The sequence below is a fragment of the Mitsuokella sp. UBA4253 genome (assembly GCF_002395285.1).
Taxonomy (GTDB): Bacteria; Bacillota; Negativicutes; order Selenomonadales; family Selenomonadaceae; genus Mitsuokella; species Mitsuokella jalaludinii.
In genome coordinates, this window is the sequence record NZ_DGWR01000017.1 from 1 (window position 1) to 15608 (window position 15608).

The 15608-nt window shown below is 58.5% G+C and carries 15 protein-coding genes, 2 tRNA genes and 1 CRISPR repeat array; of the genes, 16 read left to right on the forward strand and 1 reads right to left on the reverse strand.

All coding sequences use genetic code 11. From position 1 onward, the window contains the following. On the reverse strand, positions 1-355 hold a 355-nt coding region (locus B2X55_RS09970), incomplete at its 3' end, for a transposase (protein ID WP_286821991.1). A gap of 211 nt (positions 356-566) precedes the next feature. Beyond that, positions 567-1500: a CRISPR direct-repeat array (repeat unit 31 nt; unit sequence AAAACCAACTTCCCCGTAAGGGGACGGAAAC). 19 nt (positions 1501-1519) lie between these two features. Between B2X55_RS09970 and B2X55_RS09975 the strand changes: the two genes are divergently transcribed. The 16 genes from B2X55_RS09975 (at position 1520) to B2X55_RS10050 (ending at position 15601) form a co-directional block, all read left to right on the forward strand. Then, the gene (locus B2X55_RS09975) at positions 1520-1798 is read left to right on the forward strand and encodes a CRISPR-associated endonuclease Cas1 (protein WP_286821992.1); all 279 of its coding nucleotides are present in this window, start codon (positions 1520-1522) and stop codon (positions 1796-1798) included. A gap of 35 nt (positions 1799-1833) precedes the next feature. Continuing rightward, positions 1834-2172, forward strand: a complete 339-nt coding sequence (cas2, locus tag B2X55_RS09980) for a CRISPR-associated endonuclease Cas2 (RefSeq protein WP_286821993.1) — start codon at positions 1834-1836, stop codon at positions 2170-2172. Between the two features lie 89 nt (positions 2173-2261). After that, on the forward strand, positions 2262-4712 hold the full coding sequence (gene cas10 / locus B2X55_RS09985; protein ID WP_286821994.1) for a type III-A CRISPR-associated protein Cas10/Csm1: 2451 nt from the start codon (positions 2262-2264) through the stop codon (positions 4710-4712). Continuing rightward, the gene (csm2, locus tag B2X55_RS09990) at positions 4705-5121 is read left to right on the forward strand and encodes a type III-A CRISPR-associated protein Csm2 (RefSeq protein ID WP_286821995.1); all 417 of its coding nucleotides are present in this window, start codon (positions 4705-4707) and stop codon (positions 5119-5121) included. The genes cas10 and csm2 overlap by 8 nt, the downstream gene beginning before the upstream one ends. Beyond that, positions 5118-5846 (forward strand): type III-A CRISPR-associated RAMP protein Csm3, encoded by a 729-nt coding sequence (gene csm3, locus B2X55_RS09995; RefSeq protein ID WP_286821996.1) that lies wholly within the window; start codon positions 5118-5120, stop codon positions 5844-5846. The genes csm2 and csm3 overlap by 4 nt, the downstream gene beginning before the upstream one ends. Further along, positions 5846-6892 (forward strand): type III-A CRISPR-associated RAMP protein Csm4, encoded by a 1047-nt coding sequence (gene csm4 / locus B2X55_RS10000; protein WP_286821997.1) that lies wholly within the window; start codon positions 5846-5848, stop codon positions 6890-6892. Before csm3 ends, csm4 begins: the two co-directional genes overlap by 1 nt. A 9-nt stretch (positions 6893-6901) precedes the next feature. Beyond that, positions 6902-8128, forward strand: coding sequence for a type III-A CRISPR-associated RAMP protein Csm5 (csm5, locus tag B2X55_RS10005; protein ID WP_286821998.1), 1227 nt, complete (start codon positions 6902-6904; stop codon positions 8126-8128). Beyond that, the gene (cas6, locus tag B2X55_RS10010) at positions 8128-8901 is read left to right on the forward strand and encodes a CRISPR system precrRNA processing endoribonuclease RAMP protein Cas6 (protein WP_286821999.1); all 774 of its coding nucleotides are present in this window, start codon (positions 8128-8130) and stop codon (positions 8899-8901) included. Before csm5 ends, cas6 begins: the two co-directional genes overlap by 1 nt. Before the next feature lie 190 nt (positions 8902-9091). Continuing rightward, the gene (locus B2X55_RS10015) at positions 9092-9964 is read left to right on the forward strand and encodes a phosphate ABC transporter substrate-binding protein (RefSeq protein ID WP_286822000.1); all 873 of its coding nucleotides are present in this window, start codon (positions 9092-9094) and stop codon (positions 9962-9964) included. Between the two features lie 70 nt (positions 9965-10034). Further along, complete coding sequence (pstC, locus tag B2X55_RS10020; protein ID WP_286822002.1) at positions 10035-10952, forward strand: phosphate ABC transporter permease subunit PstC; 918 nt, start codon at positions 10035-10037, stop codon at positions 10950-10952. A 1-nt stretch (position 10953) separates the two neighbouring features. After that, positions 10954-11805 (forward strand): phosphate ABC transporter permease PstA, encoded by an 852-nt coding sequence (pstA, locus tag B2X55_RS10025; protein WP_286822003.1) that lies wholly within the window; start codon positions 10954-10956, stop codon positions 11803-11805. A 154-nt stretch (positions 11806-11959) separates the two neighbouring features. After that, positions 11960-13162 (forward strand): Na+/H+ antiporter NhaA, encoded by a 1203-nt coding sequence (gene nhaA, locus B2X55_RS10030; protein WP_286822004.1) that lies wholly within the window; start codon positions 11960-11962, stop codon positions 13160-13162. A gap of 104 nt (positions 13163-13266) precedes the next feature. Beyond that, a tRNA-Lys gene (locus B2X55_RS10035) sits at positions 13267-13342 on the forward strand. A gap of 1 nt (position 13343) precedes the next feature. Further along, positions 13344-13419 (forward strand) — tRNA-Lys (locus B2X55_RS10040). A gap of 91 nt (positions 13420-13510) precedes the next feature. After that, on the forward strand, positions 13511-14290 hold the full coding sequence (surE, locus tag B2X55_RS10045) for a 5'/3'-nucleotidase SurE (RefSeq protein WP_286822005.1): 780 nt from the start codon (positions 13511-13513) through the stop codon (positions 14288-14290). A 69-nt stretch (positions 14291-14359) separates the two neighbouring features. After that, positions 14360-15601 carry an adenosylhomocysteinase gene (locus B2X55_RS10050; RefSeq protein WP_286822006.1) on the forward strand — a complete coding sequence of 414 codons (1242 nt, stop codon included), beginning with the start codon at positions 14360-14362 and terminating at the stop codon, positions 15599-15601. The last annotated feature ends 7 nt before the right edge of the window (positions 15602-15608 follow it).

The window sequence follows — 15608 nt, forward strand, 5'->3', positions numbered from 1 at the left end:
AATGTTTGCCAGCTTTTGCAATCGTTGTATCATCGATACTCAGAAAGATTGGTTCATTCCGGAGTGCCGGCGAAATCAACTGCAAAGCCTTATCCGCCAAGGCCTGGCGAATTGACCGGTCTGTGACATGCTCATTGGCAAGGGCGTGGTAATACGATGTCAACGCCTTGTCCGTCTGCCGCGACAGGAACTGCCGGTAAAGGCAGCGAACTGACGGTGCCGATTCCAGAGCCAGCTGGCCAATCAGGAACCACGTCAGCAGATAGCGCGTCGGCTTTGTTGCCGATGGAAAAAGCGTAGAGAAAATCGAAAGAAGTCTACCAATTACAGAAGTCTCGGTGTATAATGAAGTCATATCGCATAGACCCTTCTTTGGTGTTTTGGTTTAGCGACTTTATTATACATCGCAAAGGAGGCTATGCGATTTTATTATGCTTCAAAAGTTGTAAAGTGCTGTAAAGATAGTCCAAGCCCCATATCAGGACTGAGAAGTACCTGACTTTATCATCCGCACCGCAAAAGCCGCTGTGAGTGGCGAAAAATAAGGAATTCAGGCGACAGGGATTAAAACCAACTTCCCCGTAAGGGGACGGAAACTAATGCGCCTAGTCGAAGACGGTTTTTTTTATTCGAGATTAAAACCAACTTCCCCGTAAGGGGACGGAAACTAGATTGTCCTTTTCATCTCAATCATCCTTTCCAAAATGCCAGATCAAAACCAACTTCCCCGTAAGGGGACGGAAACACAATCGCGTCGGTGAAGGCTTTGATTTCCGTCGGGCTCAAAGATTAAAACCAACTTCCCCGTAAGGGGACGGAAACGACACTCCCATCTCTGCTCTTCCAGCTCTTCTTCCAGTATCGATTAAAACCAACTTCCCCGTAAGGGGACGGAAACTTGCCAAAAGCCTGTAAGCCGTCGATGTAAATCTGCTTGATGATCAAACCCAACTTCCCCGTAAGGGGACGGAAACACCAATACCAATGCTTTTGCTTGTTTCGTCATCTCCTCTTGATTAAAACCAACTTCCCCGTAAGGGGACGGAAACAATACCATACTTCTCGGCCTTTCGAGGATTTTCGAGCAGCCGATTAAAACCAACTTCCCCATAAGGGGACGGAAACTCTGGCATCTGTAACACTCATCCCAAAGTACATCGATCAAAACCAACTTCCCCGTAAGGGGACGGAAACACGTCAGCTGGACTATCCCAGTCACATCTATTTCCTTCATCAGATTAAACCAACTTCCCCGTAAGGGGACGGAAACTGTCTTCACGCATCACAGGGATAGAGCCGCGAATCTCTGCCGGATTAAAACCAACTTCCCCGTAAGGGGACGGAAACTTGCTGGCTTCCTTGCGGTGCCAATCTCAAGAATCTCTTCGAGGATCAAAACCAACTTCCCCGTAAGGGGACGGAACCTTATTCCCGTTTAATCGACGAGTGCTTCTGCGTCGACGTCAATCAAAACTAACTTCCCCGTAAGGGGACGGAATATGTGAAATGGGGAATCCAAATGAGTTTTGTCTATATCACGGAAGATGGGGCGTATATCAAGAAGCGTGGCGGGAGTTTTGTCGTGGGGCAGGGCGATAAAGAGGTGATGGAGATTCCCGAGGCGGTGCTGGATGGACTGGTCATCATCGATACGGTGCAGGTTTCTTCGCGGGCGCTGGTGGAGTTCCTGCGGCTTGGCGTCCCGGTGACATGGCTTTCTCGCAGAGGCGCGTTCTTTGGGCGCTTGGAGTCGACGCGCCATGTCAATGTATTCCGTCAGGAGCAGCAGGTCTTGTAGAAAGGCGGCCCGTTTTACCTGTCTCTGGCAAAGAAATGTATTGCCGGGAAAATTCACAATCAATTGACGATTTTGCGGCGGTATACATAGCAGAGGATGAGCGGCGCTACATCGTGCTCGTCATCTACGATATTGCCGATAATAAGCGGCGGGCCCGCATGGTGAAGTGCCTGGAACGATACGGTGTGCGCGTCCAAAAGTCAGCCTTTGAGGCGTTCCTGACGAAGAAGAAATACGAGTGCCTCATGGGAGAGGCCAAGAACCTGATTGATGCCACGACAGACTCCCTGCGGATCTACTTGTTGGCCAACCACACAATGGTGCGCGTCTGGGGAGCCGATGCAAAGCAGATCGATGATGTCATTATTTTTTAAATTGGTTAGAGGATTCTTTGAATATGTGTAGAATTCTACATACAAGAATTCACTTTGGTGATCTGTGTAAGGCAGGAAGGGATGATGGCATGGCGGATATCGGTGAGCTGGTGGAGCGGGCGGCGTTGCTCCATGATATTGGCAAGCTGGTCTTGCGGGCGAATCCGCGGCGGGAGACGCATTCGGCGGCGGGACGTCGCTTTTTGGAGGCGTTTGCTGCGCCGGAAGATGCACCTGTGCTGCGGGCTGTCAGCCATCATCACGGCGTGGACCTCAAGGCTCTTCGCGATGTGGATGACATCAGTTATCTCGTCTATGAGGCAGATAATCTGGCGGCGGGCAGTGACCGCCGCGAGGTGGAGAATGGCACGCCGGGTTTCTCGGCGAAGATGCCGCTCATGAGTGTCTTCAATGTATTCGGTGAAGGGCGGACGGAGCAGTCATTTTATCTGCGCCCGCTGCGCGATGACCAGGCTGTGCAATACCCGCAGCCGAGGGATTCCGTGCGCGCGGATGTCAGTGCGTATCAACGCCTTTTCCGCGATCTGCAGGAGAATTTCCAGCACAAGTCGCCGTTTCGCATGGCATCTAATGAATTGTTGCGCGTCCTAGAAGCGGTCTTGAGTTATGTGCCATCCAGCACCTCCCTTGCGGAAGCAGGGGATATTTCTCTTTATGACCATCTGCGGCTGACGGCGGCATATGCGGCGGCCATGTACCAGTATCTGGAGGAGCAGGGCGTGCGCGATTACCGTGCGGCGACGACGGGGACTGGTGCAGAGCGGTATCGCAGTGAGGCGATGTACCTGCTGGCCTCCGGTGACATATCGGGCATCCAGTCCTTCATCTACACGATCCCGTCAAAAGGCGCGCTCAAGAGCCTGCGCGGCCGCTCGTCGTATCTGGAACTCCTGCTGGAACACACGGTGGACGAGATCTTGGCGAAGCTTGCGCTCTCGCGAAGCTCGCTGCTCTACACGGGTGGCGGCCATTTCTACCTGTTGCTGCCGAATACGGCGAAGGCGCGCAGGGTCCTGGCCGAGATGGGCGAGAAGATCAATAGCTGGATGATGAAGCAGTTTGCCGACCGCCTCTACCTGGCTCTGGCCTGGACGCCGTGCACGGCGAAGGACTTCCTGGGCGAGGGAACGCGGGCGGCCTTCCAGCGCGTCAATGAGGCGCTGGTCAAGAAGAAGCTGCAGCGCTATTCGCCGGAGCAGCTCCAACAGCTGTTTGACCCGATGAGCTCGTGTAATCGCGTGCAGGATGCGGCGCGGGAATGTGCGGTGTGCCATACCTCGACCGTCGAGCTCGCGCCGTATCCGGCCAGCCCTGAACTCGCTACCTGCCCGACCTGCGCGGGTCTCTACACGTTCGGCGAGCGCGTCTTGAACCATCCTGTATTATGTGTCGGGGCGCAGAAGGGGGAGGCGTCTGTACCTCTGCCCGGCGAGCAGGGCGATGTATTCCTGTCGGCGGAGGCACTGGCTGATGTGCAGAGCGGGGAGCGTCCGTTCTCTCGCCTCTACGTCAAGAATGAAGCCTTGACAGGCGAGGGGCTGGCGACGCATCTTTGGATGGGCGATTATGTGGCCCGCGATGCGCGCGGGCACGTGCTGGACTTCGAGGACCTGGCGCTTGCTTCGCGGGGGCTGGCCGATGGGCGGGGCATCCCGCGCCTCGGCGTCCTGCGCGCGGATGTCGATCACCTCGGCGCGGCTTTCCTGGCAGGCTTTCCTGCATCGTACACGACGCTGACACGCGTCGCCGCGCTGTCCCGTCAGCTCGCGCTCTTCTTCAAGCACGGCATCAACGCGCTGTGCCGCGGCGAAGTCAACGGCATTGGCGAGCGGGAATACAAGAAGTTCTCGCTGTTCGGCACGCCGAAGCAGGAGGCGCGCCAGGTCCACATCATCTATTCGGGCGGGGATGATCTCTTTCTCGTCGGTGCTTGGGATGATATTCTCGAGCTGGCAGTCGACCTGCACGATGCCTTTGCCCGTTTCACGGGCGGCAAGCTGCACTTCTCGGCGGGTGTCGGGCTCTTCAAGAGCCGCCATCCTGTCGCCGACATGGCGCGCCAGACGGGCAGGCTCGAGGATGCGGCCAAGGCTTTGCCCGGCAAGGACGGCATTGCGCTCTTTGGCATAGCGGAGGCTGCGGCTCGTGTCGAGGCCTACAAGTGGCAGGATTTCATCGACTGCGTCTGCGGTGAGAAGCTCGCGTTTTTGCAGTCGCACTTTGGCTTTGAGGCAGGGATGGATGACGGCAGCTGCCTGATGCTGGGCAAGAGCGGGCTCTACCGCATGATGGATTTGATGCAGGAAGAGGGGGCCATCTATCTCGCGCGCTTTGCCTATGTGCTCGCGCGCATGGACCCCGGCAGCAAGGCGAGCGAGCCGCGTCAGAAAACGTATCAGGACGTGCGCCAGACGCTGTACCGCTGGTACAAGTCGCCCAAAGACCGCCGGGAACTCCTGACAGCCATCGAGCTCATTGTCTACGGGTTGCGTGAGAGGGGAGAAAGCAAAGATGAATGAAGTAGGGACGCGAAAGATTCCAGATATTGCAGCGGAAGCAGAATCCGTCATCCAATCGCTGATCCATGAGGATAAGCGCGGCCATGACTCCCTGGACTTGAAGACAAACCAGATCCGCAAATTCCTCGCGGCTGTCACGTCTGTGACGAACCAGATCGAGGTCTGGCATATGCAGCACATCGATACGGATGTCCTGCCGGATAATCTGGCGGCTGAGGTCAAGTACCTCAAGGTCAAGCTGGCCTATCAGGCGGGCCGTGTGAAAAGTGTCAAGGAGTTCGCCGAGAAGGCGGAGCTTGCTCGGCGCATCGATGTAATCGGACGTGACCGCAGAAAGTATCAGGAATTCGCGCATTTTGTGGAGGCACTCGTTGCCTACCATCGTTTTTATGGAGGTCGGGAGTCATGAGCAGGGAACAAGAGCATCAGAGTGCACTGAGAGGAAAAATCGATTTGCGTGCTGTCCTGCGGCTGGAGAGCGGCCTGCACATCGGCGGCGCATCGGAATTCGCGCCAATCGGTGCGGTGGACAGTCCCTTTATCCGCGATCCTCTGACCAAGAAGCCCATCATTCCGGGCAGTTCGCTCAAGGGGAAAATCCGCACGTTGCTGGCCCGCAGCCTGTCGGAGAGCTATGTGCTGAATCCCATCGAGGAGGATGCAGACATCATTGCCCGCCTTTTCGGCTCCGCAGCCAAGGGCGGTCAGGGTGGCAAGCCCTCTCGCCTGCAGTTCTTTGACTTGAAGATGACGGACGATTCGACGCGGTACATGGCGCAACTCGAGCTTGACACGTACATGGGCGAGATCAAGTTCGAGAACGCCATCAACCGCCTGACTGCGGCGGCCAATCCACGCCAGATCGAGCGCGTCCCGGCCGGGACGGAGTTCGATTTCCGCTTGGTCTACAATATCGAGCGCGAGGATGAATGGCAGGCCGACATGAAGACGCTCTGCGACGGCCTTACATTGCTGCAGATGGATTATCTCGGCGGCCATGGCTCGCGCGGCTACGGGCGCGTCTCGCTGCGCGATTTCCGGGTGAATCACTTCACGCTGCGCCGTGCAAAAGATGACGCGATGGTGCAGCAGATCGAGACGATGATGAACGAGCTCTGCGAGGGGAGCTTCTGATGGATGCAGGAAGGGATGGTGCGCCTATGCAGTATTACCTCTATACGCTGTGCTTTGATGCGCCAGTCCACTTCGGCGCAGCAGAGCGGGGCGGCGGCCTTGAGCACACGCAGATGACGTTGACGGCAGATGCGCTGTTCTCTGCGATGGCAGCAGAGCTCTCTGCGGCGGGGGAGCAGGATGCCTTGCAAGATTTGCTCGCCGCTGTCCGGGATGGTCGGCTGCGTTTTTCGGACCTCTTGCCCTGGCGGGAAAATGCGTCGGGGGACTGGGATTTCTATGTGCCGCGTCCCGTCCTTTGGGAGCAGGTGCGCAGCTCACTGCCGGATTCGTATGCGAGTGCCTGCGCGCTGACACGTGCGCGCAAGCAGCAGAAGAAGACGGCCTATATCCGGGCGAGCAGGCTGCAGGATTGCGGTGCCGCTGTCCGAGAAGGCCGGGCTTTCGAAGAACTGAATGATTTCGGTGAGGAAATCCTGCGCCAGCGTGTCAACTGCCGCGGGGCGGAGACTCTGCCGTACTTTGTCGGCTCCTTTGCGTTCCATGAACAGGCTGGCCTCTACTTGGTGCTGGCTATAGATGATGCGGATACGGATGAATCGGAGCATGTCGAGGCGATGGCCTGCCTGCTTGATTTCATCGGCCAGACGGGGATCGGCGGCAAGCGTAGCTCTGGCTATGGCAAGTTCCATCTGGCCGATGATCCCATCATCCTGAGCAATGATGCGGTCTACGGTGAGGATGATGGTGCGCTTTACCGGATGCTCAGCGATACGACTGCTGACTGGCAGATGGCCGTCGCACCGGTCCTGCCGGGTGCGCAGGACATCGAGGCGGCTGCCCGAGGCCTCTACCGCCTGCGCCATGTCGGCGGCTTTGTGACGACGGCTGCTCTGGCGGAGAAGAAGAATGGCATCTGCCTGCTCGACAGCGGCTCCTGCCTGCGCGAGCGCATCGCGGGCAGCATGGCCGTCCTCGGACAGAACGAGGGCCATCCGGTCCTCCGCTACGGCTACGGCCTTTACCTTGGGATACGGGAAGGATGAGGTGGTGAGATGAAGCTTAAGCATATGGACTATGAGATTACCTGCATCGCCCCAATCCACATCGGCAATGGGACGGTCTACAAGGCGTATGAGTACCTCTATGATGACACCCGCCATCAAGTCGTGTTCCTCAATGAGGCGAAGTGGATCGCCTTCCTGGCGGAACACGGCCTTATGGACGCGTTTGCCGCATATGTGGGGGAGACGGCAAAGGCTCTGGGCGCCCGTGGCAATTTCACGGGACAGTATATATGGGAATGGCTGCGCGGGAAAGGCGTGTCATCCGATGCGATACGCAGGCTTGCTCTGCGCATGGCCAAGGCTTCGCCGCGCGCCGTTATGGGCAAGAAAAACCATCTCAACGATGTGGCCGTGCAGGCGGCTCTGGCGGATGGCCGCCCGTACATCCCGGGCAGTTCCATCAAGGGGGCGCTGCGCACGGCCATCCTCTGGCGGTATCTCCGCAATCATCCGGAGCAGGCACGCCGCTACTGGAACGGGATGCGTGGCCTCACGCGGGCAGATCGCAACAGCCGCCATGCCCAGCAGACGCAGGTTGGCAGGATGGAGCAGGATATCCTGCATGTCCTGCAAGCCAACGCGAAGAAAAGTTCTGATGCAGTCAACAGCGTTATGCGCGGCCTGCGCGTCAGCGATGCGGTGACGGAGGCGCGCGGCACCATCATCCTGCAGAAGATCGATGAATCGATGCAGCGGGACCGATTCAATCACTCGGAGAAGGAACTGCCGCTCTTTCGCGAGTGCATCCCGGCCGGCACGAAGCTGCGCTTCTCGATGACGGCCGATTTCTCGATGCTCGCGAAGATCGGTGTGACTTCATTTGCTGACATCATAGACGCCCTGCGCGCCTATACGCAGGACGCCCTGCGCTGGCAGGAAGCTGCTTTCGGGAAGAAGGATGCGTATCTCTTCCGCGAGGCAGATGCGGCAGATGCCCTGCTGGGCGGCGGTACGGGCTTCTTGAGCAAGACGCTCGTGCGCGCGCTGGCTCAGGACGAACGCCAGGCGAGGGAGTTCATCACGCATTTCTTGGATGCGAATTTTCAAGCAAGAGACAGGAGGACGCATATATACGGCCCGGCGCATGATCACGTCCGCCTCGACCACGTGATTGCACCGCGCACGCTCAAGCTGGCCAAGGAAGGGCAGGAGACGTGGATCCTCGGCCTCTGCCAGATTCAGGAATTGCAGAACGCTGCGGATGGGGTGAAGTGATGCTGAAATTATTCGAGATACCCTTGCAGATGCCGGAAGGGCAGCGGATTCATCCTTCGATGGGTTCGCTCTTTCACGGTGCTCTGATGGAGCGCTTCCCATCGGAGCTTGCGGAAGTACTTCATCGGCAGAATGTGCGGCCTTACAGCCAGAGTGTCTTCTTTGACCGCGCGAGAGGCCCCCTCTGGCGCATCGGCACGCTGGATGACGTGATGGAGAGCGCCCTGCTGTTTGGCATGGCGGAGGGCGGCGAGATGCTGCATTTACAGCAGAAGGGATACGAGATCCAGATGAAGGAAATCGACTGTGTGGAGGAGACTTCCTTTGAGGAATTGGCGGATACTGCCTTTACCGCAGAACAGGCTCCGCACGGCGCGGAACTGACATGTCTCACGCCGACGAGCTTCAAGCGGGATGGCCGGTACGCGCTCTTTCCGGAATCGCGCCTCATCGTGCAGAGCCTCTTGCAGCGCTGGAATGCATTCTGTCCGGAGATCCCGCTGGAAGAAGAGGATCTGGCGTCGAAGCTAGCCGATCATGCGCCCATCGTGCGCTACGACCTGCACACGGCGTCTTTTTCCCTGGAGCGCCAGCGCATCACCGGCTTCCGGGGGCGCTTTGCCCTGCACTTCGGCGGGACTGACAGTATGAGGCGCATCCTGGCCTTGCTCGCGTCCTTTGCGCCATTTGCCGGCATCGGCATCAAGACAGCGCTCGGCATGGGAGCCGTGACTTCCGCATTGCAGTACAGGACATCTTCGATAGGAGAATGATGCTTGACGCGTCGATGACCAGCCGCCTTCGGGCGGCTTTTTTGTTGCGCAGATGGCATTGGGATTTAACAAAAGCGTAACATGAAGACAACAAAACCTCCCGTATTCTCTGCTACGATATAGGAGAACGATGAAGGGAGCCGAAGGGCTCCAGGGTTCCAATCAGCAAGTGATTTGGGGAGGAAATAATATGTTCAACAAGATGAAGAAACTTCTTTCCGTCGGTGCTGTTGTCGCGAGTGCGGCAGTGCTGCTGACGGGCTGCGGCGGTGGCAGCCAGCAGGCTTCCAGCTCTTCTGGCAGCGCAGCACAGGAAATCTCTGGCAAGATCTCAGCGTCGGGTTCGACGGCACTGCTGCCGCTCCTCAAGCCGGCGCAGGAAGCCTTCCAGGACAAGTACGATAAGGTGACGGTCAACATCGCAGGCGGCGGTTCGTTCACGGGTATGAACCAGGTCGCAGAGGGATCGGTCCAGATCGGCAACTCGGATGTCAACCTGCCGGATGAGTACAAGGACAAGGGCCTCGTCGACCACAAGGTCGTCGTTGAGCCGTTCGTCTTCATCGTCGACAAGAACAACAATGTCGACAACATCACGAAGCAGCAGGCCATCGACATCCTGACGGGCAAGATCACGAACTGGAAGGAAGTCGGCGGCGACGACCAGCCGATCACGCTGATCCACCGTGCAAAGTCCTCGGGTTCCCGTGCGACGATCAGCGATGTCGTCCTCAAGGGCGCAGCCTTCACGGATAACGCAGTCATCCAGGATTCCAATGGTGCAGTCCGCGCCGCTATCGCCAGCACGCCGGGCTCCATCGGCTATGTCGATGCGCCGTATGCCGATGATTCTGTCAAGGTCCTGAAGTTCGATGGCGTTGAGTATTCTCCGGAGAACATCATCGCCGACAAGTATCCGATCTACGGCTATGGCCACATGTACACGAAGGGTGAGCCGACGGGCGCTGTCAAGGCATTCATCGACTACATCCTCAGCGATGAGTTCCAGAACACGCAGGTTGAGAAGCTCGGCTTCATCCCTGTCAACAAGATGAAGAAGTAATTCGCGAAAGTAAACAGGAAGGATAATGCAGGACGGAGGTCCTGCATCACGTTTATGCAGGAGGTTTTTTATGGAACGGGCAGCAACAATCGGCCGCCTTGACGGCAAGCAGTCAGGCGGAGGTCATGAGCGCAGGCTATTCTATGACAAGTGCGGGCAGTATCTCTTCATTGCGGCTGCCTTTCTCATGACCATCATCATCTTTTCCATCATCTTCTTCGTCGGCCGCCAGGGCCTCATGACGTTCGCAGAGGTCAGCCCGCTGGAGTTCTTCTTCAGCGCGAGCTGGGATCCGACGCTCGGCAAGTTCGGCGCGCTCTCGTTCATCGTCGGTTCGCTGGTGACGACACTCCTTTCGGTTGCCATCGGCGCGCCGCTCGGCCTGCTCGGCGCCATCTTCCTCGCGAAGGTCGCTCCGGCCTGGCTCAAGAACATCATGCGCCCGGCGACGGATCTTTACGTCGCCATCCCTTCGGTCGTCTACGGCTACATCGGCCTGATGCTGCTCGTGCCATACATGCGCGATGCGTTCGGCACGACGACGGGCTTCGGCGTGCTCGCGGCGTCGCTCGTGCTCGCCATCATGATCATGCCGACAATCCTCTCCATCAGCACGGATGCGCTCAATGCTGTGCCGAAGCCGCTGGAGGAGGCGAGCCTCGCGCTCGGCGCGACGTGGTGGCAGACGATGGTCCACGTCATCGTGCCGGCCGCGGCGCCTGGCATCCTGACGGCTGTCGTGCTCGCGATGGCGCGCGCCGTCGGTGAGACGATGGCCGTGCAGATGCTCATCGGCAACACGCCGCAGATCGTCACGTCGCTGCTCTCACCGACTGCGACGCTGACGAGCAATATCGTCGTCGAGATGGGCAACACGCCGTTCGGTTCGGTCTGGGGCAATGCGCTCTTCCTCATGGCGTTTGTGCTGCTCCTGATCTCGCTCGCCATGATTCTCGTTATCCGCCGCTTCGGCACGAGGAGGGTATAATATGAACACGAAAGTACAGAACCAGATTGCGCGGATGGGTCTCTGGTTCGTGGGATTCTTCATCCTCGGGCTGCTCGCGGCTTTCCTCGGCTATCTTCTCTACAAGGGACTGCCGGTGCTCTCGCCGCACTTCATTCTCGGCAAATCGAGCGATATGATGGCTGGTGGCGGCGTCGGTTCACAGCTTTTCAACTCGTTCTACATGCTCTTCCTCTCGATGGCCATTTCCATTCCAATCGCGCTCGGCGCGGGCATCTACCTCGCGGAGTACGCGCGCGAGAACAAGTTGACGAAGTGCATCCGCCTCTCGGTCGAGAGCCTCGCGACGGTGCCGTCGATCGTGCTCGGCCTGTTCGGCATGATCGTCTTCGTCAATATGATGAACATGGGCTTCTCCATCCTCGGCGGCTCGTTGACGCTCGTCCTCTTGAACCTGCCGATGCTCGTGCGCGTCACGGAGGAATCCATCCGCACGGTGCCGAAGTCGTATGAAGAGGCGAGCCTCGCACTCGGCGCGACGAAGCTCCAGACGATCTTCAAGGTCGTGCTGCCGAGCGCGATGCCGGGCATCATCACGGGCATCACGCTGACGGCGGGCCGTGCGCTCGGCGAGACGGCCATCCTGATCTTCACGGCCGGCACGACGGTATCGCGCCACATGTTCGACACGGATGTCATGGCAGGCGGCGAGACGCTGGCGGTTCACCTCTGGTACCTCATGAGCACGGGCCTTGTGCCGGACCGCGAGGCCATCGCGAACGGCATCGGCGCGCTGCTGATCTTGACGATCCTCGTCTTCAACTTCGTCCTGCTGCTGCCGGTCAAGCTGCTGGGGCGCAAGACAAAAGCATGATTTCAAGAGCATCACGATCTTTCGTGATGCTTTTGTGATGCAGTTCCTTTTCTTTCTCAGATTTTTATGGTAGAGTAAAAATAAGAGTTTTGCGCGTTGGCGCAGGCCTTTGTTGCGATCGATCATTTGGGAAAGAAAAGGAAGTGATGGAATTATGAAAGAGACAATCAAATCCATGCAGGCAATCGCGGAGCCGTTCTTGGCATTCCTGCGCTGGGAGGCGAGCAGCGGCGTCATCCTGCTCGCCTGCGCCATCCTCGCACTCATCGTGGCGAATTCGCCACTGGCCGAGTCGTATGAGCATCTGCTGCATTACCCGATTGCCATCGGGGCAGGGGAGTACGTGCTCGAGATGGGGCTGCTGCACTGGATCAATGACGGCCTCATGGCGGTGTTCTTCTTCGTCATCGGCCTCGAGATTAAGCGTGAGTTCCTCTACGGCGAGCTGCGCACGTATTCGGCGATGCTGCTGCCCGTCGGCGCGGCGCTCGGCGGCATGCTCGTGCCGGCCGCCCTCTATGCGGCGATCAATGCAGGCTTGCCGACATTCGGCGGCTGGGGCATCCCGATGGCGACGGACATCGCCTTTGCGCTCGGCATCATGACCATCGCTGCGCGCCAGGCACCGCTCGGCCTCGTCGTCTTCCTGACGGCACTTGCCATCGTCGATGATCTCGGCGCCATCGTCGTCATCGCGCTGTTCTACAACACGGACCTCACCGTATCGGCCCTGCTGCTGGGGCTCGTGGCCGTGGCTGCCGCTTTCCTGCTCGGCCGTTTCCGCGTGCGCTTCCTGCCGGCTTACATGGCGCTCGGCTTCGTCGCCTGGCTGGCCTTCCTGAAGGCGGGCATCCATCCGACGATCGCAGGCGTGCTGCTCGGCCTTTCGATCCCTGCAGCAGCTGCTCCCGAGGCGTCGCTCTTGCACAAGCTCGAGCATGCACTCGAGCCGTGGTCGGCCTATGCCATCATGCCGATCTTCGCCTTGGCCAACGCTGGCGTCGCGATTTCTCTGGCGACGTTTGACATGGCCTCGCCGATCTTCCTCGGCATCCTCGCCGGCCTCTGCCTCGGCAAGCCCATCGGCATCTTCGGCGCGGTATTCGTGCTCTGCAAGGTCTTTGGCCTGCAGCTGCCGGGCAATGCGACGAAGAGCCAGCTCGCGGCGACGGGCATGCTCGGCGGCATCGGCTTCACGATGTCTATCTTCATCGCCTCGCTGGCCTTCACGGACAGCGCGATGCTCGACCTTGCGAAGATCAGCATCCTCTCGGCGTCAATCCTCTCGGGCATCCTCGGTACGGCTTTCTTCAAGTTGCAGTCGCTCTTCGGCGGGGGAGAAACGGCGCAACAGTAAAAAAAATAAAAAAAACAGCAAAAAGGTGTTGACAGAACGGGAGCGCCCGTCTATAATAATATTTGTTGGTTGCGACAGCGACTGACAGACAAAAGAAAGATGATGACTCACTAGCTCAACTGGCAGAGCAACTGACTCTTAATCAGTAGGTTCACGGTTCGATTCCGTGGTGGGTCACCATGACTCACTAGCTCAACTGGCAGAGCAACTGACTCTTAATCAGTAGGTTCACGGTTCGATTCCGTGGTGGGTCACCATTTTGAGATAACGGCTCCTTGCAGAAGGAGCCTTTTTTGTATCTGCCAATAGAGATTGCAACAGAGCAACAGAACAGAAAGGAATGACATCATGCGAATCCTGATCTCCAATGATGACGGCATCCAGGCCAAGGGGCTCGAGTCCCTCGTCAAGGCATTCTGTGCGCGCGAGCACACGGTCGTCGTCTCGGCGCCGGCGCGCCAGCAGAGCGGCATGGCCCATGCACTGAACGTCGGTCGTCCGCTCGAGCTCATCCGCGGCGAGGCACTCGCCGAAAAGTACGGCATCGAGGCGTGGGCTGTCGACGGCACGCCGACGGACAGCGTCAAGCTCTACCTCGAGGCTCTGGCGGAGGAGAAGCCGGATGTCGTCGTCTCGGGCATCAATCACGGCGCGAACCTCGCGACGGATATCCTCTATTCGGGCACGGTCGGCGCGGCGATGGAGGGCATGCTGCACGACATCTCTTCGTTTGCGGTATCGCTCGATGTGGACAGCACCATCTCATACGATGAGGCGGCAGAGGAATTTGCGCTGCTGCTGGAGCGCGTCATGGCGGCCCGGCCGTCTGCCGATAAGCCGCGCCCAATCTTTTGGAACGTCAATTTCCCGCGCGCCTATGCGCTCGGCGAGGACGGCCGCCCGCAGGTCGTCTTTGGCCGCCAGGGCAAGCGCGACTATAAGAACGCCTTCCTCAGGCAGGAGCGCGAGGACGGGCGCATCTTCTACACGGTCGCCGGCGAGATCTTCGACACGGACAAGAGCGAGCCGACGGACATCTACGCAGTCGAGCAGGGCTACATCGCTGTGACGCCGCTGATGGTCGACCTCACGGATTACATCGCCATCGAGAAGCTCCTGGACCGCTGAGCTCTGTCTTTTTTTCATCATCTACTTGTGATAGAATATAGAATAGATTTGTTACGGGAGGCAATATTCATGGAATCAATGATTCGCGATATCAAGCTGGCTCCGTCGGGCCACGACAAGATCAACTGGGTCAAGAACTTCATGCCGGTCATGGCGGCTGTCGATAAGGAATTCTCCGTCTCGAAGCCGTTCGCGGGCAAGAAGATGGTCATCACGCTGCACCTCGAGGCCAAGACGGCCTACATGGCGGAGATCTTCCACCATGCCGGTGCGGAGGTCGCCATCACGGGCAGCAACCCGCTGTCGACACAGGACGATGTGGCCGCAGCGCTCGTCGAGGACGGTCTGCACGTCTTCGCTTGGCATGACTGCACGCCGGAGGAGTACGACACCTTCATCAACAAGGCGCTCGACATCAAGCCGGACTTCGTCATCGACGACGGAGGCGACCTCGTGCACATGCTGCACACGAAGCGCCGCGAACTGCTCTCGGGTATCATCGGCGGCTCGGAGGAGACGACGACGGGCGTCCATCGCCTGCGCGCGCTCGCCAATGAGGGCAAGCTTGAGTTCCCGATGATCGCTGCCAACGACGCGTACTGCAAGTACCTCTTCGACAACCGCTACGGCACGGGCCAGTCGACGTGGGATGGCATCATGCGCACGACGAATGTCGTCATTGCCGGCAAGAATGTCGTCATCGCCGGCTACGGCTGGTGCGGCAAGGGCGGCGCCATGCGTGCGCGCGGCCTCGGCGCCAATGTCATCGTCACGGAAGTCGACCCGATAAAGGCCATCGAGGCTGTCTTCGACGGCTTCCGCGTCATGCCGATGGATGAGGCCGCCAAGATCGGCGACATCTTCCTGACGCTGACGGGCGACAAGGACGTCATCCGCAAGCATCACTTCGAGGTCATGAAAAACGGTGCCATCCTCGCGAACTCCGGCCACTTTGACGTCGAGATCAACATTCCGGAGCTCGAGTCGCTCTCCGTCTCGCGTCGCCCGGTCCGCAAGAACATCGAGGAGTTCAAGCTGAAAGACGGCCGCAAGATCTACCTGCTCGCAGAGGGCCGCCTCGTCAACCTCGCCGCTGGCGATGGCCATCCGGCAGAGATCATGGACCTCTCATTCGGCGTACAGTTCTTCTCGGCGCTGCATCTCCTGCACCACGGCAAGGAGATGGCAAAGGGCGTCCATCTCATGCCGGAAGAGATCAATACGAAGATTGCCGAGATCAAGCTCAAGGCATCGGGCATCGCCATCGATGCGCTGACACCGGAGCAGAAGGCATACCTGAACATGGCCTGAGGAGGGT

Excerpts from the sequence above, each read along its gene's own strand:
- cas6 (WP_286821999.1), top strand. The coding sequence starts at position 8,128 with ATGCTGAAATTATTCGAGATACCCTTGCAGATGCCGGAAGGGCAGCGG.
- cas10 (WP_286821994.1), top strand. The coding sequence starts at position 2,262 with ATGGCGGATATCGGTGAGCTGGTGGAGCGGGCGGCGTTGCTCCATGAT.
- pstA (WP_286822003.1), top strand. The coding sequence starts at position 10,954 with ATGAACACGAAAGTACAGAACCAGATTGCGCGGATGGGTCTCTGGTTC.
- csm3 (WP_286821996.1), top strand. The coding sequence starts at position 5,118 with ATGAGCAGGGAACAAGAGCATCAGAGTGCACTGAGAGGAAAAATCGAT.
- nhaA (WP_286822004.1), top strand. The coding sequence starts at position 11,960 with ATGAAAGAGACAATCAAATCCATGCAGGCAATCGCGGAGCCGTTCTTG.
- csm5 (WP_286821998.1), top strand. The coding sequence starts at position 6,902 with ATGAAGCTTAAGCATATGGACTATGAGATTACCTGCATCGCCCCAATC.
- B2X55_RS10015 (WP_286822000.1), top strand. The coding sequence starts at position 9,092 with ATGTTCAACAAGATGAAGAAACTTCTTTCCGTCGGTGCTGTTGTCGCG.
- csm2 (WP_286821995.1), top strand. The coding sequence starts at position 4,705 with ATGAATGAAGTAGGGACGCGAAAGATTCCAGATATTGCAGCGGAAGCA.
- B2X55_RS09975 (WP_286821992.1), top strand. The coding sequence starts at position 1,520 with ATGAGTTTTGTCTATATCACGGAAGATGGGGCGTATATCAAGAAGCGT.
- pstC (WP_286822002.1), top strand. The coding sequence starts at position 10,035 with ATGGAACGGGCAGCAACAATCGGCCGCCTTGACGGCAAGCAGTCAGGC.
- surE (WP_286822005.1), top strand. The coding sequence starts at position 13,511 with ATGCGAATCCTGATCTCCAATGATGACGGCATCCAGGCCAAGGGGCTC.
- B2X55_RS10050 (WP_286822006.1), top strand. The coding sequence starts at position 14,360 with ATGGAATCAATGATTCGCGATATCAAGCTGGCTCCGTCGGGCCACGAC.
- cas2 (WP_286821993.1), top strand. The coding sequence starts at position 1,834 with ATGTATTGCCGGGAAAATTCACAATCAATTGACGATTTTGCGGCGGTA.
- csm4 (WP_286821997.1), top strand. The coding sequence starts at position 5,846 with ATGGATGCAGGAAGGGATGGTGCGCCTATGCAGTATTACCTCTATACG.